Annotated in this window: 21 protein-coding genes and 1 pseudogene; 9 read left to right on the top strand and 13 right to left on the bottom strand. The window is 69.0% G+C overall.

Annotated features, from left to right (window positions below):
* Positions 1 to 76: 76 nt before the first annotated feature.
* From ACFSXZ_RS12630 to ACFSXZ_RS12615, 4 genes are all read right to left on the bottom strand, one after another.
* Positions 77 to 370: a hypothetical protein gene (locus tag ACFSXZ_RS12630; protein ID WP_378264625.1), complete on the bottom strand. Its 294-nt coding sequence runs from the start codon at positions 368 to 370 to the stop codon at positions 77 to 79.
* Between the two features lie 190 nt (positions 371 to 560).
* Positions 561 to 2,603 (bottom strand): M3 family metallopeptidase, encoded by a 2,043-nt coding sequence (locus ACFSXZ_RS12625; RefSeq protein ID WP_378264623.1) that lies wholly within the window; start codon positions 2,601 to 2,603, stop codon positions 561 to 563.
* The gene (locus ACFSXZ_RS12620; protein ID WP_378264621.1) at positions 2,600 to 3,328 is read right to left on the bottom strand and encodes a histidine phosphatase family protein; all 729 of its coding nucleotides are present in this window, start codon (positions 3,326 to 3,328) and stop codon (positions 2,600 to 2,602) included. The genes ACFSXZ_RS12625 and ACFSXZ_RS12620 overlap by 4 nt, the downstream gene beginning before the upstream one ends.
* Positions 3,329 to 3,401: 73 nt before the next feature.
* Entirely contained in the window at positions 3,402 to 4,238 is an 837-nt protein-coding gene (locus ACFSXZ_RS12615; protein WP_378264619.1) for an undecaprenyl-diphosphate phosphatase, read from the bottom strand.
* A 137-nt stretch (positions 4,239 to 4,375) separates the two neighbouring features.
* Between ACFSXZ_RS12615 and ACFSXZ_RS12610 the strand changes: the two genes are divergently transcribed.
* The 3 genes from ACFSXZ_RS12610 to ACFSXZ_RS12600 all read left to right on the top strand — a co-directional run bounded on the left by ACFSXZ_RS12610 (position 4,376) and on the right by ACFSXZ_RS12600 (position 6,960).
* Positions 4,376 to 5,332 (top strand): aldo/keto reductase, encoded by a 957-nt coding sequence (locus ACFSXZ_RS12610; RefSeq protein WP_378264617.1) that lies wholly within the window; start codon positions 4,376 to 4,378, stop codon positions 5,330 to 5,332.
* Positions 5,333 to 5,686: 354 nt separating this feature from the next.
* Positions 5,687 to 6,745, top strand: coding sequence for a YncE family protein (locus ACFSXZ_RS12605; protein ID WP_449224276.1), 1,059 nt, complete (start codon positions 5,687 to 5,689; stop codon positions 6,743 to 6,745).
* Positions 6,742 to 6,960 (top strand): DUF5703 family protein, encoded by a 219-nt coding sequence (locus ACFSXZ_RS12600; protein ID WP_378264614.1) that lies wholly within the window; start codon positions 6,742 to 6,744, stop codon positions 6,958 to 6,960. Before ACFSXZ_RS12605 ends, ACFSXZ_RS12600 begins: the two co-directional genes overlap by 4 nt.
* Before the next feature lie 5 nt (positions 6,961 to 6,965).
* Here the strand turns inward: ACFSXZ_RS12600 and ACFSXZ_RS12595 are convergent, their stop codons facing one another.
* Both ACFSXZ_RS12595 and ACFSXZ_RS12590 read right to left on the bottom strand, forming a co-directional pair.
* Positions 6,966 to 8,279: a M20/M25/M40 family metallo-hydrolase gene (locus tag ACFSXZ_RS12595; protein WP_378264612.1), complete on the bottom strand. Its 1,314-nt coding sequence runs from the start codon at positions 8,277 to 8,279 to the stop codon at positions 6,966 to 6,968.
* 72 nt (positions 8,280 to 8,351) lie between these two features.
* Positions 8,352 to 9,398 carry an NAD-dependent epimerase/dehydratase family protein gene (locus ACFSXZ_RS12590; RefSeq protein WP_378264610.1) on the bottom strand — a complete coding sequence of 349 codons (1,047 nt, stop codon included), beginning with the start codon at positions 9,396 to 9,398 and terminating at the stop codon, positions 8,352 to 8,354.
* Between the two features lie 72 nt (positions 9,399 to 9,470).
* On the opposite strand from ACFSXZ_RS12590, the gene ACFSXZ_RS12585 reads away from it, so the two are divergent.
* Positions 9,471 to 10,316, top strand: a complete 846-nt coding sequence (locus tag ACFSXZ_RS12585) for an SDR family oxidoreductase (RefSeq protein ID WP_378264608.1) — start codon at positions 9,471 to 9,473, stop codon at positions 10,314 to 10,316.
* Between the two features lie 15 nt (positions 10,317 to 10,331).
* Here ACFSXZ_RS12585 and ACFSXZ_RS12580 read toward each other — a convergent pair whose 3' ends face one another.
* The gene (locus ACFSXZ_RS12580; protein ID WP_378264606.1) at positions 10,332 to 11,012 is read right to left on the bottom strand and encodes a hypothetical protein; all 681 of its coding nucleotides are present in this window, start codon (positions 11,010 to 11,012) and stop codon (positions 10,332 to 10,334) included.
* A gap of 218 nt (positions 11,013 to 11,230) precedes the next feature.
* On the opposite strand from ACFSXZ_RS12580, the gene ACFSXZ_RS12575 reads away from it, so the two are divergent.
* Together ACFSXZ_RS12575 and ACFSXZ_RS12570 are read left to right on the top strand one after the other, a co-directional pair.
* A complete protein-coding gene (locus ACFSXZ_RS12575) occupies positions 11,231 to 12,364 on the top strand; it encodes a GAF domain-containing sensor histidine kinase (RefSeq protein WP_378264604.1) in 1,134 nt (377 codons plus the stop codon).
* Positions 12,361 to 12,999: a response regulator gene (locus ACFSXZ_RS12570; RefSeq protein WP_378264602.1), complete on the top strand. Its 639-nt coding sequence runs from the start codon at positions 12,361 to 12,363 to the stop codon at positions 12,997 to 12,999. The genes ACFSXZ_RS12575 and ACFSXZ_RS12570 overlap by 4 nt, the downstream gene beginning before the upstream one ends.
* Here ACFSXZ_RS12570 and ACFSXZ_RS12565 read toward each other — a convergent pair.
* Positions 12,986 to 13,540: a PadR family transcriptional regulator gene (locus ACFSXZ_RS12565; RefSeq protein ID WP_378264600.1), complete on the bottom strand. Its 555-nt coding sequence runs from the start codon at positions 13,538 to 13,540 to the stop codon at positions 12,986 to 12,988. The genes ACFSXZ_RS12570 and ACFSXZ_RS12565 overlap by 14 nt on opposite strands.
* 110 nt (positions 13,541 to 13,650) lie before the next feature.
* Between ACFSXZ_RS12565 and ACFSXZ_RS12560 the strand changes: the two genes are divergently transcribed.
* Genes ACFSXZ_RS12560 through ACFSXZ_RS12550 form a run of 3 tightly spaced genes read left to right on the top strand, consistent with a single transcriptional unit; the run spans position 13,651 to position 16,453 of the window.
* Positions 13,651 to 13,926, top strand: a complete 276-nt coding sequence (locus tag ACFSXZ_RS12560) for a ferredoxin (protein WP_378264598.1) — start codon at positions 13,651 to 13,653, stop codon at positions 13,924 to 13,926.
* Positions 13,919 to 15,211: an NAD(P)/FAD-dependent oxidoreductase gene (locus tag ACFSXZ_RS12555; protein WP_378264596.1), complete on the top strand. Its 1,293-nt coding sequence runs from the start codon at positions 13,919 to 13,921 to the stop codon at positions 15,209 to 15,211. Before ACFSXZ_RS12560 ends, ACFSXZ_RS12555 begins: the two co-directional genes overlap by 8 nt.
* Before the next feature lie 24 nt (positions 15,212 to 15,235).
* On the top strand, positions 15,236 to 16,453 hold the full coding sequence (locus ACFSXZ_RS12550) for a cytochrome P450 (protein ID WP_378264594.1): 1,218 nt from the start codon (positions 15,236 to 15,238) through the stop codon (positions 16,451 to 16,453).
* An 11-nt stretch (positions 16,454 to 16,464) separates the two neighbouring features.
* On the opposite strand, the gene ACFSXZ_RS12545 is transcribed toward ACFSXZ_RS12550, so the two are convergent.
* From ACFSXZ_RS12545 to ACFSXZ_RS12525, 5 genes and pseudogenes are all read right to left on the bottom strand, one after another.
* Positions 16,465 to 17,397, bottom strand: a complete 933-nt coding sequence (locus ACFSXZ_RS12545) for an SDR family NAD(P)-dependent oxidoreductase (protein WP_378264592.1) — start codon at positions 17,395 to 17,397, stop codon at positions 16,465 to 16,467.
* Positions 17,381 to 18,430 (bottom strand): hypothetical protein, encoded by a 1,050-nt coding sequence (locus ACFSXZ_RS12540; protein ID WP_378264590.1) that lies wholly within the window; start codon positions 18,428 to 18,430, stop codon positions 17,381 to 17,383. The genes ACFSXZ_RS12545 and ACFSXZ_RS12540 overlap by 17 nt, the downstream gene beginning before the upstream one ends.
* Entirely contained in the window at positions 18,427 to 18,945 is a 519-nt protein-coding gene (locus ACFSXZ_RS12535; RefSeq protein ID WP_449224275.1) for a UGSC family (seleno)protein, read from the bottom strand. The genes ACFSXZ_RS12540 and ACFSXZ_RS12535 overlap by 4 nt, the downstream gene beginning before the upstream one ends.
* A gap of 241 nt (positions 18,946 to 19,186) precedes the next feature.
* Positions 19,187 to 19,975 (bottom strand): annotated as a pseudogene (locus tag ACFSXZ_RS41275) (terpene synthase family protein); the annotation flags it as partial.
* Positions 19,976 to 20,067: 92 nt separating this feature from the next.
* Positions 20,068 to 21,057: an ABC transporter ATP-binding protein gene (locus ACFSXZ_RS12525; protein WP_378264584.1), complete on the bottom strand. Its 990-nt coding sequence runs from the start codon at positions 21,055 to 21,057 to the stop codon at positions 20,068 to 20,070.

The raw sequence follows: 21,057 nt of genomic DNA, 5'->3' as shown, positions 1-21,057 counted from the left end.
CCCGGCGCCGCAGGCCACATCCTCAGGCCCGCCATCGGCGAGCCGGGTAAGTTCCCGGCGCGACCCGCTGATCCGGCTACTGGTACCGAATGACGCGACAACCCGAGGGCAGCGGCGAAGTCATCTGACCGCCGCTCACCGCGACCCAGAGGTCGACCTGACCTGCCACCTCAGGGCAGGTCAAACAGATGTCCCACCGCCCTTGCCGGGCCCCGTCCCGGCAGGCGGAGACCAGCGCGTCCTCGCTCGGATAAACGCCTGCGAAAAACGGGCCACCGACGGGTGCCGCGGCGGCATTCGGCGCACCCACCGCGATCGAGGCACCGATGGCGGCGATGGCGGCCGCACCGACCGAAAGTCTCCTGAACAAAGCTACGCTCCTCCGTGAACTTGTCTCTTTCCGATCCGGTCCGCCGGATCGGAAAGAATTCTAGAGTCCTCGGTGACGAGCGAGACAATCAGTTGTGCCAAAATCCGCCAACATGTGGTCGCGTTGTGCCCGAACCGGGAAGACCGTCGGATATTTCGCCGGCCCCCGTTTGTGAAACGCCTTTTCCACCTCAATCCAGCCCACGGCGGGTGAGCAGGGGCTGGATTTCCGGGTCGCGGCCACGGAAGGCCCGGAACGCGGTCATCGCGTCGACGCTCCCGCCGCGGCCGAGCAGTTCCCGGCGGAAATGGTCGCCGTTCTCCCTGGTCAGACCGCCGTTTTCACGGAACCACTCCACGGTGTCCGCGTCCAGCACCTCACTCCAGATATAGGAGTAATAGCCCGCGGAATATCCGTTGCAGAAAATGTGCGCGAAGTAGGTACTGCGATAGCGTGGCGGCACGCCGTGCACCGCGACTCCGGCCTTCTCCAGCGCGGCCGCCTCGAACCGGGCGACGTCGTCGGCACTGTCCTCGGTGGACAGCGAATGCCAGGCCTGGTCGAGCAGGGCGGCGGCCAGGTATTCGGTGGTGGCGAAGCCCTGCCCGTACCGTGCGGCTTCCTCGAGACGTTTGGCCAGCCGCTCCGGCAGCGGCTCACCGGTCTCGTGATGGCGCGCGTAGTGGGTCAGGACCTCAGGCCACAGCATCCACATCTCGTTGACCTGTGACGGGTATTCGACGAAGTCGCGGGGCACGTTCGTCCCGGAGAAGGTCGGAAATTCGACATCGGAGAGCAGGGCGTGCAGCGCGTGCCCGAACTCGTGGAAGGCGGTGGTCACCTCGTCGAAGGTGAGCAGCGTCGGCTCGCCGCTCGGGGGTTTGGTGATGTTGAGGTTGTTGACCACCACCGGACGCTCGCCGAGCAGCCGCGACTGGTCGACGAAGGTGTTCATCCAGGCGCCACCACGCTTGGATTCGCGCGCGTAGTAGTCGCCGAGGAACAGCCCGAGCGGGGCGCCGTCGGCGTCGAAGACCTCGAACACCCGCACGTCCGGGTGATAAGCGGGCAGGTCGTGGCGCTCGGTGAAGGTGAGTCCGTAGAGCCGGTTCGCCGCGTGGAACACGCCGTCGGCCAGAACCCGCTCCAGTTCGAAATACGGCCGCAGACTCGCCTGGTCGACATCGAACCGGGCCTTGCGGACGCGTTCGGCGTAGAAGGCCCAGTCCCACGGCTCGAGCGTGGCACCCGGAACGTCGCGTTCGAGGTAACCCCGCAACTCCTCCGCGTCGCGCCGGGCGTTGGCCACCGCCGCCGGCGCCAGTCGTTCCAGCAGCCCGACGGCCGCCTGCGCGGTGTGTGCCGTCTGGTCGGCGATCACGTACGTGGCGTGGTTCGGGTAACCCAGCAGTGCCGCGCGCGCGGCACGCAGCATCGCGATCCGGGCGAGTACGGCCTTGTTGTCGTTGTCGTTGCCCCGGTTCCCCCGAGAACAGGACGCGGTGAACAACCGCTCGCGCAGCGCCCGGTTCTCCAGCGACGCCAGCAGCGGCTGCGAGGTCGGCAGGCTCAGGGTCACCAGGTACTTGCCGTGCTTGCCGCGGGCGTTCGCGGCCTCGCCCGCCGCCGCGATCGCGTCCGCGGACAGCCCGGCCAGTTCGGCGGGGTCGTCCACCTCGACCGCGAGCTCGTTGGTGTCCCGCAACAGGTTCTCCTGGAACCGGGTGCTCAAAGTGGACAGTTCTTCGTTGAGCGCGCGAAGCTTGGCCTGATCGTCCTCGGGCAGCCCGGCTCCGGCACGCCGGAAATCGGTGTGCACGCGCCTCAGCAACCACGCGGACTCGGAATCCAGTGGGAGTTCCTCTCGCCGCTCGTAGAGATCCCGCACCCGCGCGAAGAGGTCCGGGTCGAGATGGATCGCGTCGGCGTGGGCGGCCAGGCGCGGCGCGATCTCGGCCTGGATCCGCTGACGTTCGGGATTGGTGTCCGACGCGGCCAGGTTGAAGAACACCGACGACACCCGGTTCAGCAGGCGGCCGGACCGTTCCAGCGCGACGATGGTGTTTTCGAAGGTCGCGGGCTCGGGATTCCTCGCGATCGCGTCGATCTCGGCGGTGTGCTCGGCGAACCCGGCGTCGAAGGCGGCCCCGAAGTGCTCGTCGGAGATGCGGTCGAACGGCGGTAGTCCATAGGGCGCGTCGCTGGGAACCGCGAACGGGTTATCCGGCGTCATCGAACGATCTCCCCTTGTTCCGTGGAACCCTGTCCCGTGGAGCCCCCGACCTGCGCGTCGGAGGTTTCCTCCTTCGTACCGTCTTTGGGCTTTTCCGGCACCACCCCGGCGAAGTCGTCCCCGTGGTCGTTCATCCGCATCACGAACGGCCGGGTCTCGGTGTAGCGGACGACCGACACGGAGGCGGGATCAACCACGATCCGCTGGAACGAGTCCAGGTGCTGGCCCAGCGCGTCGGCCAGGATCGCCTTGAGCACGTCACCGTGACTGCACAGCAGCCACACCGCCTCCTCACCGTGCTCGGCGATGATCCGCGCGCTGTGTTCCCGCACCGCGGCCACGGCCCGCGCCTGCACGGCCGCGAGCCCTTCGCCTCCCGGGAACACCGCCGCCGACGGGTGTGCCTGCACCACCCGCCACAGCGGTTCGCCGGTCAGCGTCTTCAGCTCCCGGCCCGTCCACTCCCCATAGTCCACTTCGGACAAACGGTCTTCGATGGTGCCGGTCAGGCCCCGTTCGGCCAGCAGCGGCGCGACGGTCTGCCGGCATCGCTCCAGCGGTGAGCAGACCACCTCGGCCAACGGCACACCGGCCAGCCGCCGGCACAGCGCTTCGGCCTGTTTCCGTCCGGTGTCGTCGAGCCCGACGCCGGGCGTCCGGCCGGCGAGCACGCCCGAGCCGTTGGCCGTCGAACGGCCGTGCCGGAGAAGAATCACGGTAGCCACGACGGCCACCCTACGTGCCGCGCCGCGTGCGCACCCGGAGCCGGTCCCCCGACCGCCGGCGGCCCGGCCGTTCCTAGAACTGCGGGCCCGAGCCCGGCGCGAGGGTCCCGGCCGCCATCAGCGCGAACAGCGCGATGCCGAGCGCGATCCGATAGACCACGAACGGCAGATAGCTCCGGGTCTTGATGAAGGCCATCAGCCACCTGATCACCGCGTAACCGACCGCGAAGGACACCAGGGTGGCCAGCAGCGTCGGCCCCCACGGCGGGCTGGTGCCCTCGCCGATCTTGCTCAGCTCGTACACCCCCGAGCCGAACACCGCGGGGACGGCGAGCAGGAAGGCGTACTCGGTGGCGTCCGCGCGGGTGTAGCCGAGCAGCAGGCCCGCGCTGACCGTCCCGCCGGACCGGGAAACGCCCGGCACCAGCGCCAGCGCCTGGGCGAATCCGTAGGCCAGCCCGTGTGGCACCGTCAACTCGTCGACGACCCGGCGTTTGGCGCCCACGCGGTCCGCCACACCCAGCACGACACCGAACACGATGAGCACGGTCGCGGTGATGCGCAGGTCCCGGAACGCGTGCGCGATGGCCTCCTGGAACAGCAGCCCCAGCACGACGATCGGCACCGAGCCGATGATGACCAGCCACCCCAGGCGCGCGTCCGGATCGGCGCGGTATTCCCGGCGGTACAACGAAAAGAACCAGGCCCGGATGATCGAGCCGATCTTCTTCCCGAAGTAGAGCACCACCGCGAGTTCGGTGCCGATCTGGATCACCGCGGTGAACGCCGCGCCCGGGTCGGACCAGCCGGCGAGCGCGGCCGTGATCCGGAGATGAGCGCTGGAGGAGATCGGGAGGAACTCGGTGAGGCCCTGCACCAGGCCCAGCACGACGGCTTCGAACCAGTTCATGCTCACCGGGCTTTCGCGAAGATTGTTCCGTTTTGCACGGTGCGCAGGGTAGCGGCGGCGCTGTCGCGACCCGCCGCCCGCCCCGCCCTGCGGGACCGCTCCCACCCGCGGCCGATCACCACGGTTACTCTCTGTCCATGCAGAAGCGACACCTGGGCCGATCGGGACTCCGGGTCTCCCGGATGGCTCTCGGCACGATGACCTGGGGCGACGGGACCGACGCCGACGAGGCGGCCGGCCAGCTCGTCGCGTTCGTCGACGCCGGCGGCACGCTGGTGGACACCGCCGACATCTATTCCGCCGGCGAAGCCGAACGGATCCTGGGCTCGCTGCTGTCCGGCCTCGTGTCGCGCGAGGACGTCGTGATCGCCACCAAGGCGGTGGCGCGCCGGGACGACGGTCCCTTCGGTGGCGGTGCTTCCCGGGGCGCGCTGCTGCACACGTTGGACGGCTCCCTCCGCCGGCTGGGCGTGGACCACGTCGACCTCTGGCAACTGCACGCCTGGGACGACAGCGTCCCGCTCGAGGAGACCCTGGCCACCCTCGACTACGCGGTCACCTCCGGGAAGGTCCGCTACACCGGCGTGTCCAACTACGCCGGATGGCAGCTCGCCACCGCGGCCGCCGGCTCCTCCCTGGTTTCCGTCCAGGCGGAATACTCCCTGGTCGAACGCGGGGTCGAACGCGAGGTGGTCCCGGCGGCCGCGTACCACGGACTCGGGCTGCTGCCGTGGGCGCCGCTCGGGCGTGGCGTGCTCACCGGCAAGTACCGCACCGGGACCCCGGCCGATTCACGCGGCGCGTCCCCCGCCTACGCCGGGTATGTCGAGCACCATCGCACCGACCGCGCGGCCCGGATCGTCGAGGCCGTGGTGACCGCTGCCGACGGGCTCGGCACCTCACCACTGGCCGTCGCGCTGGCCTGGATACGCGACCGGCCCGGTGTGGTCGCCCCGGTGGTGGGCGCCCGGGACCCCGGCCAGCTCAACGCGTCACTGGCGGCCGAAGAGATCACGCTCCCGATCGCCATCAGGTCCGCGCTCGACGATGTCAGCGCCCTCACCTTCGGCTACCCGGAACGGGGGCCGCGGTGACAGGCCCGGCGAGGACACTTCTTGTGTCAACCCGCGCTCGTCAGGGTGACCACAGAGCGCGCCCTCTCTTTCCGCTATCGGGGCGGCAGGGCGCCTATCCACTCGACGTGACGCGTGTCGGTAGGAGCGCCCTGTCGACACGATCGCGGGGGCGCGCAGACTCGCGGAGGAATACCGTGGCTATGCCGGGTGACGCGGGGGTGACAGGGTCCTGTGGGGGGGCACGGCCCCGCACACCCCCCGCTGGGGGCAAGCCCCCAGACCACTGTGTTTCGTGGTGGGCACCGCCCCCCACACCCCCCGCTGGGGGCAAGCCCCCAGACCCCCTACGTGACGTGGCGGGCAATGTGGAGCATGCTGAAGAAGTACCTCGGGGCAGGAGGTCAAGTGCGGAGGTCGGCCGGCAGCGGGATCGCGGTCGCACTCGCCTGCGCCCTGCTCGCGATACCGGTGCTGACGAGCTGCTCGACGGGTAAGAACGCCAACGGCCAAGGCGACGAGTTGCAGGTCGTGTCCAATCCCGTGGCCGCCACCGCGCCCGTCTCGCCCGCCCCCACCGCGAAGCCCGCGGGCACCGTCCTCCCCGCCGGTAGCATCGGCGCAATGGCGAGTGACGGCGCCGCCCGCATTCTCGCTGTCGCGGCCGGCAACGTGGTCTCGCTCTACCGGCTCGACGACTTCGGCTCCGCTCCGGCCGTGGTCACACTCGACGGACCGGTGGAACGGCTCACCACCGGCACCGGAGAACTGCTCGCGACCATCCCTTCCCGGGGCGAGATCGCCCGGATCGCGCTGCCGGGCGGCCAACTCACGACGGTCCCCGTCGCGGGCGCGCCCGCCGACGCCGTCCCCGGCCCCTCGGGGACGCTCGTGGCGGTCCGCGACCGCAAGACGGTCGACGTCGTCGACGACGGCAAGACCGTCAAGACCATCACGGGCGGCCTCTACAGCGCGGACCAGATCGTCCGCGCCGGGAACAGCACCGTGGTGCTGGACCGGCTTCGCACCGCGGTGTTCACCGTCGACGTGCCTGGCGGCACGATCGGCCAGGGCCTGCGCGCCGGTGACGGCGCGACCAACGCGGTGGCCGATTCCTACGGCCGCGCACTGGTCACCGACACGCGCGGTGGCGCGTTGCTCGCCTTCTCCACCAGCCCGCTGCTGCTGCGCCAGCTCTATCCGGTCGCGGGCGGCATCTACGCGATCGCCTACGACCCCGCGCGCAGCCTCGCCTGGGTCACGCTCACCGAGCGCAACGAAGTCGTGGGCTTCGATGTCCGCGGCGGCGAACCGACCGAGAAATACCGCTTCCCCACCATCCGCCAGCCCAATTCGATCGCAGTCGACGAAGCGACCGCCCGGGTGTTCGTCGGCTCCGCAACGGGAGAAGGGATCCAGGTGATCCAGCCATGAAGCACCAGGAGGCGGTGGTCGACGAGGACTGGGAGTACCGCCGGCTGCAGCTGCCGCCCGGCCTGTCCCGGCGCGCCGCCGCCACGCAGCTGTCGATCCACGCCGAGTTCGCCGGCTGGGAGCTGTCCACCGTGCGCCTCTACTCCGACGGGACGCGCCGGGTCTGGCTCCGCCGCAAGCGCCAGCCCGCGGTCGGCACCTATCTCGCTTCGTAGCCGAGTTACGACGACCTGAGGAACCGGTCGAGGACGCGCACGCCGAACCGCAGTGCTTCGACCGGCACCCGCTCGTCGACTCCGTGGAACAGCCCGGAAAAGTCCAGATCGGCCGGGAGTTTCAGCGGCGCGAACCCGAAATTGCGGATGCCCAGCGACTGGAACGCCTTCGCGTCGGTCCCGCCGGAGAGCATGTAGGGCAGGCTCGTGCACCCCGGATCCTCCGCGGCCAGCGCGGCCGTCATCGCGTCGACCAGCGCGCCGTCGAAGGTCGTCTCCACCGGCGGCAGTTCCATCCATTCCTTTTCCACGTCCGGGCCGAGGATCTCGTCGAGTTCGCGGTCGAAGGCCTCGATCCGCCCCGGCAGGATCCGGCAGTCCACCGCGGCTTCGGCCACCGACGGGATGACGTTGGACTTGTAGCCCGCGGTCAGCATGGTCGGGTTCGCGGTGTCCCGCAGCGTCGCGCCGATCATCCGCGAGATCGTGCCCAGCTTGGCGACGGCGCCGTCGAGATCGTCCTCGGGAAAGTCCCACCCGGTGAGTTCGGTGACCCCGGCCAGGAACTCCCGCACCGAATCGGTGAGCACCAACGGGAAACGGTGATTTCCCAGCCGCGTCACCGCCTCCGCCAGTTTGGTGACGGCGTTGTCCCGGTGGATCATCGAGCCGTGCCCCGCGGTGCCCCGCACCCGCAGCTTCATCCACCGGATGCCCTTTTCCGCGGTCTCGATCAGATAGGTCCGCACGCCGTCTTTGAAGGTCACCGAAAAGCCACCGACCTCGCTGATCGCCTCGGTCGCGCCCTCGAACAGTTCGGGCCGGTTGTCCACCAGCCACTGCGCGCCGAACTTCCCGCCCGCTTCTTCGTCGGCCAGGAAAGCGAAGATCAGGTCGCGCGGCGGCACGATGCCGTCGCGCCGGTAGTGCCGCGCGATCGCCAGCGTCATGCCGACCATGTCCTTCATGTCGACCGCACCACGCCCCCACACGTAACCGTCCTGGACCGCGCCGGAGAAGGGATGCACCGACCACTCGGACGGATCGGCGGGCACCACGTCGAGATGACCGTGGACGAGCAGCGCGCCGCGGCCCGGATCGGCACCGGGCAGGCGAGCGATGACGTTGTGCCGGTCGCGGGCGCCGGATTCCACATAGGAGATTTCGTAGCCCGCTTCGGTCAGTTTCTCGGCCACGTACTCCGCCGCGACCCGTTCTCCCACAAGGGTTTCCGGGTCACCGGTGTTGGTGGTGTCGATCCTGATCAGCTCGCTGGTCAACGTGACGGCCTCGTCGGCCGCGGTCTCGATCTGGGTCACCTTCGCATTCCTATCACCCCCGGCGCCGGGTGGCCGGGTGATCTCAGCGACGTGACGATGGAGCGGCGCGCGTCACGGGCGGCTGCCTACGCCCGTTTTCACCTCGTGCAGCCGTCCGGAAGCGCTGTCGGGGGCCAGCGGCGCGGTCGACGTCCCGGCTCCGGCACGCAGGCCGCTCAGGAACTCCCCGATCGCGTCGGTCGCGCTGTGCCGCGGTGTCCAGTCCAGTTCGGTGCGTGCCCGGGTGGTGTCCATGATCGGCAACCGCAGCACCGCGTCGAACAGGCCCGGCGAAGCCGGGACCAGATGGGCGCGCCACGCCGCCGAGAGTGGTCCGCGCAGCGCCCACCGTGGCAGCGAAACGCGCCGCGCGCCGAACATCCCGGCCAGCGTCGAAGCGTCGATCACGGGCTCGGCGGCGATGTTGAACGCGCCCCGTACCTCCCGCAAGGCCGCCCGGCGGTAGGCGTCGGCCAGGTCGGCGGAATGCACGGCCTGGAACCGCAGCCCCGGCACGTCCGGTATCACCGGCAGCAACGACGGGCGCACCAGGGCACCCGGCACGAACGGCCCGGCGAACAGGCGACGCTGCTGTGACGCCGATTCCCGTTTGAACACGAACCCCGGCCGCAACCGCACCACACGCACACCCGGATTGCGGGGCTCGTAGGCGTCCAGATACCGCTCCAGATAAGCCTTTTCCCGCGTGTACGCCGCTCCGGGCCAGCCATCGGTCGGCCAGCTTTCGTCCACCCGGCTCTCCTGCGGCCCCGGCGAGTACGCACCCACGGACGACGCGTACACCAGTGCGGGCACCTTCTCCTCCACGACCGCCTCGAACAGCCTGATGCCGCCCAGCACGTTCTCGCGCCAGGTGACCACCGGATCGTGGGTCGGCTGGAAAAGCCAGGCAAGGTGGATCACCACATCCGCGCCCCGCACCAAGGGCCCGAGGTCGTCGGTGGAGACGTCCGCCCGCACCCAGCGCAGGCCCGGCTTCGTCCACCCGGCCTCCCGGCGCGCGAGCGCCACGATCTCGTCCACTTCCGCGGCGTCGGCCAAGGCGTCGAGCACACTCGTGCCGACGTTGCCGCTGCCACCGGTGACCACAACCTTCATGAGAAGGGGACTACCCGGGCGGGGCGGATCGAACCGTGTTTTCGCCACGGCCGGAGGGGGGACACCTGGGCTATGAGCCAACCTCCACAGAACCAGGAACCACCCGGCACCACCGCCGAGATGAGCCCGCAACCACGGGACGAGATGGCCGACTACACCGGCCGTGACCTCCTGCGCGACCAGCGCGCGCTGATCACCGGCGGGGACTCGGGAATCGGCCGGGCGGTCGCGGTGGGCTTCGCCAAGGAAGGTGCCGACATCGCCATCTCCTATCTGGAGGAGCACGAGGACGCCGAGCACACCGCCGAACTCGTACGGAAGACCGGGCGGCAGTGCGTCCTGCTGCCCGGGGACCTCGGCGACGCGGAGCAGTGCCGTCAGGTCGTCGACCGGACGGTCGAGGCACTGGGCGGGCTCGACCTGCTCGTGAACAACGTGGCCACCCAACAGCAGCTCGACTCTTTCGAGGAGCTGACCGAGGAACAGTGGTTGCGCACCTTCGACGTCAACATCCACAGCTACTTCCGGGTCACCCGGCATGCCCTGCCCCATCTCGGCGAAGGCTCCGCGATCATCAACACCGCGTCGGTGAACGGCTTGCGCGGCAACAAGAAGCTCATCGACTACTCGGCCACCAAGGGCGCGGTCATCGCGTGGACCTACGCGATGGCCCAGACACTCGTGTCGCGCGGTATCCGGGTCAACTGCGTCGCGCCCGGGCCGGTGTGGACGCCGCTCATCCCGGCGACCATGTCCGACGACCACGTGGAATCCTTCGGCGAGCAGGTCCCGCTCGGCCGTGCCGCGCACCCTGACGAACTCGCCCCGTCCTACGTTTTCCTCGCCGCCAACCGGATGTCCTCGTACTACACCGGTGAGGTCATCGCGGCGCTGGGCGGCGAGACCATGCCCGGCTGACCGCTGTCCGGGTTCTCAGGGGAGTAGGGGCTTCCCCCGGCGCTCGAGTTCCTCGCGCGCGGTGCGAGGCACACGCCATTCCAGCCGGGTGCCGACGCTGCGCTCCAGCTTGGCGAGCACCTGCCGGGCGGCGCTGAAGGCGGCGTCCTGCTCGGCGGGCGTCGTCCCGCCCTGGGCCAGTTCCAGCAACTTGATGCCCTGAGCGATGAGGCTCCGTTCGGCGGCGGTGAACCGGGACGCGCGCAGCTTCTCGGCCGCGTCCCGGGCCACCGTCCAGGCCTGTACCGCGGTTTCGGTCGCCGAGACGAACTTCCGCGCGATGTCCTCCGGTGGGAAAGTCTCCGTGTTCAGGGCCATCGCCTCATGGAAGGCGTCGATGAACCGGGCCGTGGACGGGACTTCCGGATCGGCCAGCGCGGGCAGGCGGAGCACCTGCAGCGCGTCCGACTCGTACTCGGCGTACTCGCTCGCGATGCGCGCATAACGCTCGCGCGCTTTCGCCCAGCGGGCGCGCAACAGCTTTTCCAGTGACGGACGGCTCGGGGCCTCGTGCGCGACTTGTTCGCGCTGAGCGGCTGGATGCGGGTGTTCTCGCCAGTGCTTGCGCAGCGCCGTGCGCGAGTACGCCGAGACGGCCAGCCACAACAGCACGATGATCGGCCACAACAGCGGCTGTAGGTCCACATAGGGCGGCATGAGGCGGCTCCCTTACCCGCGCGTGGAGCTTTCTCTTCCATCATGCGCCTGTTTCCCCATAGCGGGTGTCTCAGCCGCTTTTTTGATCTCTCAGCCAAAGGGATATTCCCGTCACCGGCGTGACAGCGGTGGAAAATCACCGAAAATCCCTATCGCGCGGGGAACCCCACCGGCGAGGAAACGGCTATCCTGGGCAACCGGTGGACGCGGGAGGGAGCGTGAACCGAATCGACGACCGGTCCTCGCAACGGGAACGCTGGCTGACCGCATCTCGGCAGGTCACCGCGGCGCTGCTGTCCGGCGGGGACTTCGCCGGCACGCTTCAGATGATCGCGGAACAGGCACGGTCCGTTTCGCGGTCGTCGGTCGGCGCGATAGCCCGGCCCGCCGAGCACGATCCGGAAACGCTTGTCTTCGAGGTGATCGCCTCGCCCGATCCCGAGCACACTCAGCTCATCAACGTCACCGTTCCGGTCGAAAACACCGCGACCGGTCTCGCGTTCGCCTCCAGTGAGCCCGTCGTGGTCCGGCAGTACGGCGCGCACGTCGTCGAACAGCAGGGCGGCGCGGTTCCGGACACGGTGAAGGACCTCGACTCGGCGGTCGCGGTCCCGCTGACCGTCGGCTCCGAAACCCTCGGCGTGGTGCTCATGGCGAGGTTCGAAGACCTGCCCCCGTTCACCGACGACGAGATCGAACTGGTGCGGGACTTCGCCGTGCACGCCGCGCTGACCATGGAATTCGCGCGTGCCCAGGACGATCGTCACCGCGTCGCCGTCCTCGAGGACCGCAACCGGATCGGGCGGGACCTGCACGACCTGGTGGTCCAGCGGCTCTACGCGATCGGCCTCGGCCTGAGCGCGCTCGGCCGCCCGGAACTGACCCCGTTCGTCCGCGACGTCGACGAGACGATCCGCGAAATCCGCACGACCATCCTGTCGTTGCAGGAACCGGCCGGGCCGAACGCGTTGCGCTCCGAACTGCTGCGCCTGGCCCGCGACAGCGCGCGGTCACTCGGCTTCCAGCCACGGGTGGGCTTCGACGGCCCACTGGAGGCGGCGATCACCGGGCCGCTGCGGATGGACGTGATCGCGGCGCTCCGCGAATCGCTGGCGAACGTGGTCCGGCACGCGGGCGCCACCTCGGTTTCGGTGGAAGCCAAAGTGGACCGCGCCGGGCGCAGGTTTACCCTGATCGTCACCGACAACGGCATCGGACCGCCGGACGAGCTGCCCCACTACAGTGGTTTGGCGAATCTGACCGGACGTGCCGCCCGCTGGAATGGCACGTGTTCACTCGAGGACGCACCGGTTCGGGGTGCCCGGCTGACCTGGACCGCGGAGGCACGATGACGATCTCGGTGTTCCTGCTCGACGACCACGAGATCGTCCGGCACGGTGTACGGACTTTTCTCGAGGCCCACGACGACATCCGCGTGACCGGTGAAGCCGGTTCCGCGGCCGAGGCGCTGGAGCGGATCCCCCTGGTCCGCCCGGATGTCGCCGTGCTCGACGTCCGGCTTCCCGACGGCGAGGGCGTCACCGTGTGCCGGGACATCCGCACCGCGGTCGACCCGCCGCCCGCGTGCCTGATGCTCACCTCCTACACCGACGACGAGGCGCTGTGCGGCGCGATTCTGGCCGGCGCCGCCGGATACGTGCTCAAGGAAGTCACGGGCACGAGCCTGGTCGGGGCCGTGCGCGTGGCCGCCGCCGGGGGTTCCCTGCTGGATCCGACGCTGGCGGCTTCGGTGCTGAAGCGTTACCGCAGTCCCGACTACGCCGCGTTGAGCCCGCAGGAACAGCGCGTTCTCGACCTCGTGGCGACCGGCCGCACCAACCGGCAGATAGCCGAAGAAATGCGGCTCGCCGAGAAGACCGTGAAGAACTACGTCTCGTCGATCCTGCACAAGCTCGGGTTCACGCGCCGCACCGAGGCCGCGGTCTTCGCGGCGAAGCTTCGTTACGGGACCGTCAAGAAGCCGTAGGCCCTCTCCGGGACGGTCCGGGCTTCAAGTTCTCCAGCACCCAGCGTGCCCATTCTCGCTCCAGCTTTAGATAGCGCAGGGCGAACTCGGCGGAGAAATACGCGTATCCCGGACGAGTCCCGGGATCGTGGTCGTCGGCGACCTGCCGCTGGGACTGCCGGAGCTGTGCCTCCAGCTCGTCACTTTCGGCGGAGACCCGCTCGGCGAGTCGCCGGGCGTCGGCCACGTCGAGGACGGGCAAGGCCAGCAGGCGCAGCACTTTCTCGTTGCGGGCCGGCGCGGCGGCAGAGGGGTTGAAGGCCCAGTCGCGCAGCTCGGCCCGCCCGGCGTCGGTGATGGTGTAGGTGCGGCTGCCCCGCGCGCCCTTCTCGACGACCTCGACCAAGCCCGCCGCCGTCATGCGGCGAAGCTCCGGATAGATCTGGCTGTGACTGGCGTGCCAGGCGTGGCTGGACAGCATGCCGTCGAAGCGTTTGGCCAGGTCGTAGCCGGTGTCCGGGCGGTCTGCCAGCAGGCTCAGTATCGCGTGGCGTAGAGACATCACCACCTCCTGACCTCACCCTACCTGAAATTCTTTACATATCGAGTTCGACATGTAGGGTACGACATGTAAGGATTTATATGTCAGCCCTAGGAAGGAAGGGGCGCACGATGGTGACGTCCTCACCCGCGAACGTCCGGTCGGCCGTGGCAGCCCCGCGGCTCGTGGTGGACCTGAACCGCTGCCAGAGTTATGGGCAGTGTGTTTTCGCCGCACCCACGGTGTTCCGGTTCCACGGAACCGAATCCCTGGAGTACGACTACGCGCCGGATCCCGGCAGATGGGCCGAGGTCCGGCGGGCCGCCGCGGCCTGCCCGGTGCAGGCGATCAGCCTCGGCGTAGTCCCCGGTAGCGACTCCGCTGTCCCGGAGGTGCCCGGTGAATGACGAGAAAATCGTCGTGGTCGGCGCCTCGCTGGCCGGGTTGCGGGCAGCCGAAGCACTGCGTGAGCAAGGATTCGCCGGCAGCGTCACCCTGGTCGGTGACGAACCGCATCGCCCCTACGACCGGCCTCCGCTGTCGAAGGCCGTGCTGGCCGGCCGGCTGGACGCGAAGAACACCCAACTCCCCCAGATCCGTCCGCTCGACGCCCGGTGGCTGCTCGGCGTGGCCGCGAGCGCCCTGGACCGGCAACGCCGGCAAATCGTGCTCGCGGACGGCCGCCGGATCGGCTACGACAAGCTGCTGATCGCCACCGGCACGCATGCTCGCCCCTGGCCCAACGCCGCCGAGGCGTCGCTGAACGGGGTGCATCTGCTTCGTGGGCTCGACGACGCCGGGAGGCTGCGCGCCGCCCTGGTCGCGGGTCCGCGCCGCGTGCTGGTCATCGGCGGCGGCTTCACCGGATCCGAAGTCGCCTCGGTGTGCCGTGACATGGGGATTGAAGTGACCCTCGTGCAGCGCGGAACCGCGCCACTTGCCACGGCGCTGGGCACCGTCGTCGGCCGGTTCGCGGCCCGGGTCCAGCGCGCCGCCGACGTCGATCTGCGAACGAATACCACCGTGGAAGTCCTGGAAGGAGACGCCGCCGGCCGGCTACGGCGGGCGAGATTGTCGGACGGAACGACGATCGAGACCGACCTGGCCGTGGTCGCTCTTGGCGCGGTCGGCAACGTCGGCTGGTTGAGCGGTTCGGGTCTGTCCGCGGACGAACGAGGCGTCCTGTGCGACGCGAGCTGCCGAGTGCTCGACCTCGACGGCCGCATCGCCGAGAACATCTACGCCGCCGGTGACGTGGCGCGCTGGCCCCACCCGCTCTACGACGGACGGCTCGTCCGCCTGGACCACTGGGACAACGCGATTTCGCAGGCTCGGGTGGCCGCCCACACCATGGTCCACGGGCACCGCGCACCCAAGGCGCATGACGAGTTGCCGTCGTTCTGGTCCAACCAGTTCGGGATGAACCTGAAGTCGGTCGGACTCACCGCACCCGCCGACGAGGTCGCCATCACCCAGGGTTCCCCCGACGCGGACAAGTTCGTCGTGACCTACGGGCACCGGGGACGGCTGGTGGCGGCGGTCGCCGTCAACGCGCCCCGCGTCCTGGACGGCTACGCCGCGCTCATCCGGGCGCGATCGCCGTTCCCACCGGAAATCAACGCCACCGACGGTCCCGCCGAACTCACGCCGGTCCCCGCGCACTCACCCTTCGCGGCCGATGGACGCGACTGAGAGGACTGGAAAGGTAGGACGATCATGACCACCATCGAACGACTGTCTGAGACCGAGCTGTTCGAGAACATCTTCAAGCCGGAGAACAGGTCCGACCCCTACCCGTTCTACCGGCAACTGCGGCGACAGCCCGTCTCGCGGATCGAGGACGGGCGCTGGGTGATCACCCGGCATCGCGACATCGCCCAGCTCCTGCGCGACCCCAGGGTCGGCGTGTCCAAGCCCGATCCGTCGGACCCCCGCCGCCAGACCATCCGCAAGCCCGACGGAAGCCCATTCGAAGGGCCGTTCCTGAACCAGGATCCGCCCGGGCACGACGAGTTGCGGGCCGTCGTCACCGACGAGTTCATCCCCCGCGTGATGACCATACGCGGACACCTGGAGGAACTCGTTTCCGCGCACCTCGCGCCCTTCGTCACGGGGCAGGCCGGTGAACTCGATGTGGTGAACGACCTCGCCTACCCGCTTCCGGTCACGGTCATCTGCGAGTTGCTCGGCGTGCCGCGCGAGGACGAGGCGATCTTCGGCGACTTCGCCCGCAGGCTCACCCGCGGCCTGGATCCGGCGGAGACCCAGACCGACGAAGACCTCCGCGAACTGGCGATCGCGCGCGGGGAGATGACGGCCTACTGTGCCGGGTTGTTCGACTTCCGCCGCGAGAACCCGGACGACGGTCTCCTGTGCGCGTTGATGAACAGGCTCGACTTGTTCGATCTCCACGCCACAGTGCAGTTGCTGCTCATCGCCGGGCACGAGACGACGGTCAACCTCATCACGAACGGCACACTCACCCTGATGCGCAACCCGAGTGCGATGGCCAGGCTGCGGGAAGACCCGGACCTGGCGATCCCGTTGGTCGAGGAGGTGCTGCGTTACGAGCCGCCCGTGCAGATGACCACCCGGCGGGCGCTGGCCGACATCGACCTCGGCGGTGTCACGATTACCCAGGGCAGCCGCATGTTCCTGATGCTCGCGGCGGGGAACCGGGACGAAACCGTCTTCGCGGATCCGGACCGGTTCGTGCCCGATCGCGAGAGCAACCCTCACCTCGCCTACGGCGGCGGTGTGCATTACTGCGTAGGTGCCACCCTCGCCCGCGCCGAGGCACAGATCGCCCTGACCGCGCTCGCACGCCGGATGCGGGCTCCCGCGTTGGTGGCCGACCCACCGCCCTATCGGGAGAACGCGATCCTGCGCGGCCCGGAGCACCTTCCGGTCGCCTTCGAGCGCATGAGCGCCTGAGGCCCGGCGGCTTAGGACATCTCCTCGTCCAGTTCGCCCGTGATGTCCAAGGGAATCAAGGGAACCGGGCCGGCGATGTCTTCGCGGGGAGCCGGGAAGTAGGAGAAGTTCTTGGCGCGGGCACCGCCGTCGACGACCAGGTCGGTGCCGGTGATCAGGCGCGCGTAGTCCGAGCACAGCCAGGCGACGCAGTGGCCGATGTCGGTCGGTGTGCCGGTGGTGCCCATCGGCACCATCGGCGCCCGCGAGCCGTCGAAGCGCGCCGGCCGCCGCCACTCCTCGTTCCCGGTGGGGCCGCCGAGCCCCTGGGAACGGATGCGGTCCAGGACGCTGCCCGCTCCGTTCTCGGCGATGAACGCCGGGTTGTCGGGGGTCGGCGCGGTCGGGGTGAAGGTGTTCACGCGGATGCCGTAGGGCGCGAGGTCCATCGCCGCCGCCCGGACGAAGTTGTTCAGACCACCCTTGTGGAAGGCGTAGGCGATCACGCCGGCCGAGCCCGACCATCCGTTGGACGAGGACACGCACACGATCGAGCCCTTGATGCCGTGCTCGGCCATGTACCGTCCGGCGTACTTGGTGTTGAGGAAGCTGCCCAGCCCGGCGACCCGCACGGCCCGGTCGAAGAACTCCGCGCTCTCGTCGAGCACGCCACGGCCGCCGAGGAGGGCGGCGTTGTTGATCAGGATGTCGATGCGCCCGAAGGTCTCGGCCACGGTCTGAAGATAGGCCTTGACCTGCTCCTCGTCGGTCACGTCACCGGGAATCGCGATGGCCGTGCCGCCGTTGCGTTCAATACGCTCGACCGCCGCCTTGGCCGCGTCCGGGTTGATGTCGTTGCAGGCCACCTTGGCTCCGTAGCGCGCCAGCGCGAGCGCTATGCCGCTGCCGATGTTCGGCCCGGCGCCGGTGACGACGGCGACCTTGCCTTCAAGCGATACCTCCACGAGCACCAACCTTCCGTTCAATCCGATGAGTCGTGCGGGACCAGCCCGCGAAACCGAACGGGCGCACCACCATCGAGATCGCCGCGTTGCGCGCCCCCGCCACGACGATGGGTACCTGCTCCGGCGACGGCAGCATGTGCAGACCGTGCTCGTCGATACCCGGTCCCTCCAGGCCGCCCAGTCCCTTGCCGGCGCGTTCGAGATCGGCATGGCTGCGCACGCAATGCTCGTAGAGCCAGCGCTGCACGTCGGCCTTGCCGAAACCGGCGTCGGCGAACTGCTGGGCGTGCTCCACGCTCAGCACCAGACCCGCCGACGAATGCCGGCCGATGGCCGCACCCGTCCGGGAGATCGTGTCCGCCAGATCCCACAGGACCTCTTCGGCGACGCGCGTGTGCCGGTTGTCGACGAACTCACAGGTGCGCAGCAGCAACGCCGACACCGCGTCGGCTCCCGCTTCGACACCCAGTTCTGCCGACAACGGCTCCCACGGGCTTTCTTCCTCGTTCTCACCGATGCAGATCGACCACCGGCCGGGCACGCCCTGCGTCGCCTGTTCGAGTTCGGCCGGGCGCACCCCGAACACGTTGCGGATGGTCAGGCCGATGGCGCGCGGAATCGTGGCGTTGGCGCGGAAACCCGGGCCGAACACGCCGCCTTTGCTGTTGATCCCCAGTTCGTCGCGGATCGGCCCGTTGACCACGATCAGGGGTGCCGGGCCGCTGGTGCTCTGCCACGCGGCGCGGAACGTGCGATCGGCCACCAGCGCCGCCCAGACGGCGAGGACGACCGGAAAGTACTCGGGACGGCAGCCGGCCATGCCGGCGTTCACCGCGGCGCGCTCGACCGTGCAAGCCCGATTGAGGTGCGGCAGCTCGGCGATCACTTCATCGGCCGCGCGATCGGTGGTCGCGAGGAACTCCTCCACCATCGCCGCGGTCACCGGCACGATCGGGAGGCCGTCGGTCCATCCTTGCTCGTAGGCGTGTTCGATCGCCTGGCGCGCATACGCCAGCATCTCTTCGTCGCTCATCGGGCCACGGTGCCGACGATCTCGGTGATCGCCTGTTCCGCGCGCTCGCGCACGCCGTCGCCGTCGAGCACCGCGACCGGATGCGCGGTGGTCACGTACTGGTAGCCGGGGCTGCCCCGCAACGCGGCCATCGCGTCGGCGGTGGTCCGGAACGCCTCGGTGCACACGACCACGGCCGGGATGCCCTCGGCTTCCAGCAACAGGCCGTCCGCGATGGCCGACGCGCTGCACGAGCCACAGTCACCGACACCGACGACGACCACGTCGCACTGGCGGACCAGATCGGCCAGGATCTCCGTCGGCACCGGGTTGGTGATGTCCCGCTTCTTACGCCGCACCAGGCCGCTCGCGCCGTAGTCGCGCGCGAGCAAGTCGCCGACGCTGTCGAGGAACTCTTCCGCGTTCTTCTTGGAATTCGCCAGCAGGCCCACCGTCCGCCCACGCAGGCTCTCCGGCCGGGGTGCCAGGGGAACCGCCTGTTCGGCCCGGGTGGGGGTGCCGGTCGGGTCGATCATGGCTTCGAACATGGGACTCCTTCGTCACGCCTGCTTCGACGGTAGGAGCGCCGGTACCCGGGTCGCCACATTCCTTCCACGCCACGGAACTCCGGCGATAGCGGTCGGACTCGGCATGCCATCGCAGGCTGCCCGCGATCCATCGGGCGAGAATGGCGATCGACTCCTCGATGCACTCGGTCCCGTACAACGGGGCCACTTCGCGGAGATCGTCGCAGGCGGTGAGGAAATCGCGCGTGGCGGCGGCAATCATTTCCGCCGATCGGGCCAACGCGGTAGGCCAGTCGCAGCCGTGCCCGGCGACCAGCAGCGCGGGCAGGAAACCGGCGTCGCCGTTTTCGAGTTCCTTGCGGATCGAATAGATGTCGTTCGCCCAGGAAATCGCGTTGTTGGCGACCGCGCGTAACTCCCGGTACTGCTGACTGGCGACCAGATCCGGGGGCAGTTCCCGGTCGTCGCACGCCTCGGTCAGGTCGAAGCTCATTTCGACGCCGGAATGAATGCGACGGCGGCGGAAATAGGTTTCCAGGTCCACCTCGCCGCGGTGGCGGCGGGCGAGGACGCTGAAGGCGAGCCAGTCCCGGTAGTGCCCGGTGAATCTCCGCCGCCATTCGATCGAACGTCTCGGCGCGGTTCGCCGCCACAGGTCGTCGAGGGCGGCCAGCAGCGGTGACGGCGAAGAGGACGGACTTATATCCTCCTCGACGGGCATGCGCGCGAGCAGTTCCCGGCAGAAGTCGAGGCCCACGCCCTCTTCGTCCAGCCGGTCGTCGACGAACCAGTCGAAAGCGTTCCACTGCGCGGCCAGCGGGAGGTCGGCCGCGTGCGGAAAGGTATAGGCGGTGAAGACGCCGTAGCGGGCCAGGGAAAACCGCCTGGCCGCCGTCTCGTCGGCGACCAGGCCGAATCCGGTGGCCCACGCCAGGAGCACGCCTTCGACGAGAGCGGCGTCGGGATGTACCTCGACGGTGAGTGGGCACCAGATTTCGGGGAGGGTGAGCCCTTCGGGTACCCGGGATGGGGTCGTCATGGTCGATCACCTATTTCGATTGTGTCGATTTTGGGTGTCAACCACGAAATTTAACGCCGGTTAACGATCACCGGGGTCTTCGCCGGGTCAAGTTATGAGAACGTTTCAGCCTCGCCGGTGACTTTTTCCGGAAAATGACAGGCGACGCTGTGCCCGGGAGCCAGTTCCCGCATAACCGGGGCCTGTTCTGCACACAGCGTTTGCACGTGCGGGCAGCGCGTCCGAAAGCGGCACCCGCTCGGCGGCGAAATGGGTGACGGCGGTTCACCACGAATGGTGATCGGACGCCGTGAGGCGTTCGGGTCGAGTTCCGGAATCGACGCGAGCAGCGCGACAGTATAAGGATGCGACGGCGAGCGGTACAGGGATTCGGCCGGGCCTATTTCGCATAGCTGCCCGAGGTGCATCACCGCGACCCGGTCGCTGACCTGCTTGACCAGCGCGAGATCGTGCGAAATGAACAGGTAGGCCAGGTCCAGTTCGCGGCGCAGCCGCTCGAACAGGTTCAGCACCTGTGCCTGGATCAGCACGTCGAGCGACGACACGGCCTCGTCGCACACGATCAACGCCGGATCCAGCGCGATGGCCCGCGCGATGGCCACGCGCTGGCACTGCCCGCCGGAGAGCTCGTGCGGACGGCGCTTGCCGAAGGTGTCCGGGTTCAGCCCCACCAGGTCCAGCAGTCGCCGTACCCGGTTGCCCCGGTCCCCCACGCCGTAGGCGACCATCGGTTCCTCGACGATGTCGGTGATCCGCCAGCGCGGGTTGAGCGAGCCGAACGGGTCCTGGAACACCATCTGCATGTGCCGCCGGGCCTCGGTCAGGCCCCGCCGCTTGAGGCGCATCAGATCGGTGCCCTGAAAGTGCACCTCCCCCGACTTCGGCCGCGGCGCCTGCAGCACCGAACGGGCCAGAGTGGACTTCCCGGATCCGGTTTCGCCGACCACACCGAGTGTCTCGCCCGGCCGGATGTCGAAGGAGACGCCGGAGACCGCGTGCACCACGCCGCCCTTGACGCCCCCACGGCCGCGTGCGGTGAACTCCTGCACGACGTTACGCACGCTCAACAATGGTTGACTCAT

Origin of the sequence: Amycolatopsis pigmentata, assembly GCF_042684065.1 — a bacterium.
Classification (GTDB): Bacteria; Actinomycetota; Actinomycetes; order Mycobacteriales; family Pseudonocardiaceae; genus Amycolatopsis_E; species Amycolatopsis_E pigmentata.
Note: the sequence above shows the minus strand (reverse complement) of the source record. Positions and strands in the feature narration are given on the sequence as shown.

What these genes read in the sequence shown, in the direction of transcription:
- ACFSXZ_RS12525 (WP_378264584.1), bottom strand. Translation starts at nt 21,057, where the DNA reads ATGAGTCAACCATTGTTGAGCGTGCGTAACGTCGTGCAGGAGTTCACC.
- ACFSXZ_RS12590 (WP_378264610.1), bottom strand. Translation starts at nt 9,398, where the DNA reads ATGAAGGTTGTGGTCACCGGTGGCAGCGGCAACGTCGGCACGAGTGTG.
- ACFSXZ_RS12570 (WP_378264602.1), top strand. Translation starts at nt 12,361, where the DNA reads ATGACGATCTCGGTGTTCCTGCTCGACGACCACGAGATCGTCCGGCAC.
- ACFSXZ_RS12585 (WP_378264608.1), top strand. Translation starts at nt 9,471, where the DNA reads ATGAGCCAACCTCCACAGAACCAGGAACCACCCGGCACCACCGCCGAG.
- ACFSXZ_RS12565 (WP_378264600.1), bottom strand. Translation starts at nt 13,540, where the DNA reads ATGTCTCTACGCCACGCGATACTGAGCCTGCTGGCAGACCGCCCGGAC.
- ACFSXZ_RS12610 (WP_378264617.1), top strand. Translation starts at nt 4,376, where the DNA reads ATGCAGAAGCGACACCTGGGCCGATCGGGACTCCGGGTCTCCCGGATG.
- ACFSXZ_RS12560 (WP_378264598.1), top strand. Translation starts at nt 13,651, where the DNA reads ATGGTGACGTCCTCACCCGCGAACGTCCGGTCGGCCGTGGCAGCCCCG.
- ACFSXZ_RS12550 (WP_378264594.1), top strand. Translation starts at nt 15,236, where the DNA reads ATGACCACCATCGAACGACTGTCTGAGACCGAGCTGTTCGAGAACATC.
- ACFSXZ_RS12600 (WP_378264614.1), top strand. Translation starts at nt 6,742, where the DNA reads ATGAAGCACCAGGAGGCGGTGGTCGACGAGGACTGGGAGTACCGCCGG.
- ACFSXZ_RS12535 (WP_449224275.1), bottom strand. Translation starts at nt 18,945, where the DNA reads ATGATCGACCCGACCGGCACCCCCACCCGGGCCGAACAGGCGGTTCCC.
- ACFSXZ_RS12580 (WP_378264606.1), bottom strand. Translation starts at nt 11,012, where the DNA reads ATGCCGCCCTATGTGGACCTACAGCCGCTGTTGTGGCCGATCATCGTG.
- ACFSXZ_RS12605 (WP_449224276.1), top strand. Translation starts at nt 5,687, where the DNA reads ATGCTGAAGAAGTACCTCGGGGCAGGAGGTCAAGTGCGGAGGTCGGCC.
- ACFSXZ_RS12625 (WP_378264623.1), bottom strand. Translation starts at nt 2,603, where the DNA reads ATGACGCCGGATAACCCGTTCGCGGTTCCCAGCGACGCGCCCTATGGA.
- ACFSXZ_RS12615 (WP_378264619.1), bottom strand. Translation starts at nt 4,238, where the DNA reads ATGAACTGGTTCGAAGCCGTCGTGCTGGGCCTGGTGCAGGGCCTCACC.
- ACFSXZ_RS12540 (WP_378264590.1), bottom strand. Translation starts at nt 18,430, where the DNA reads ATGAGCGACGAAGAGATGCTGGCGTATGCGCGCCAGGCGATCGAACAC.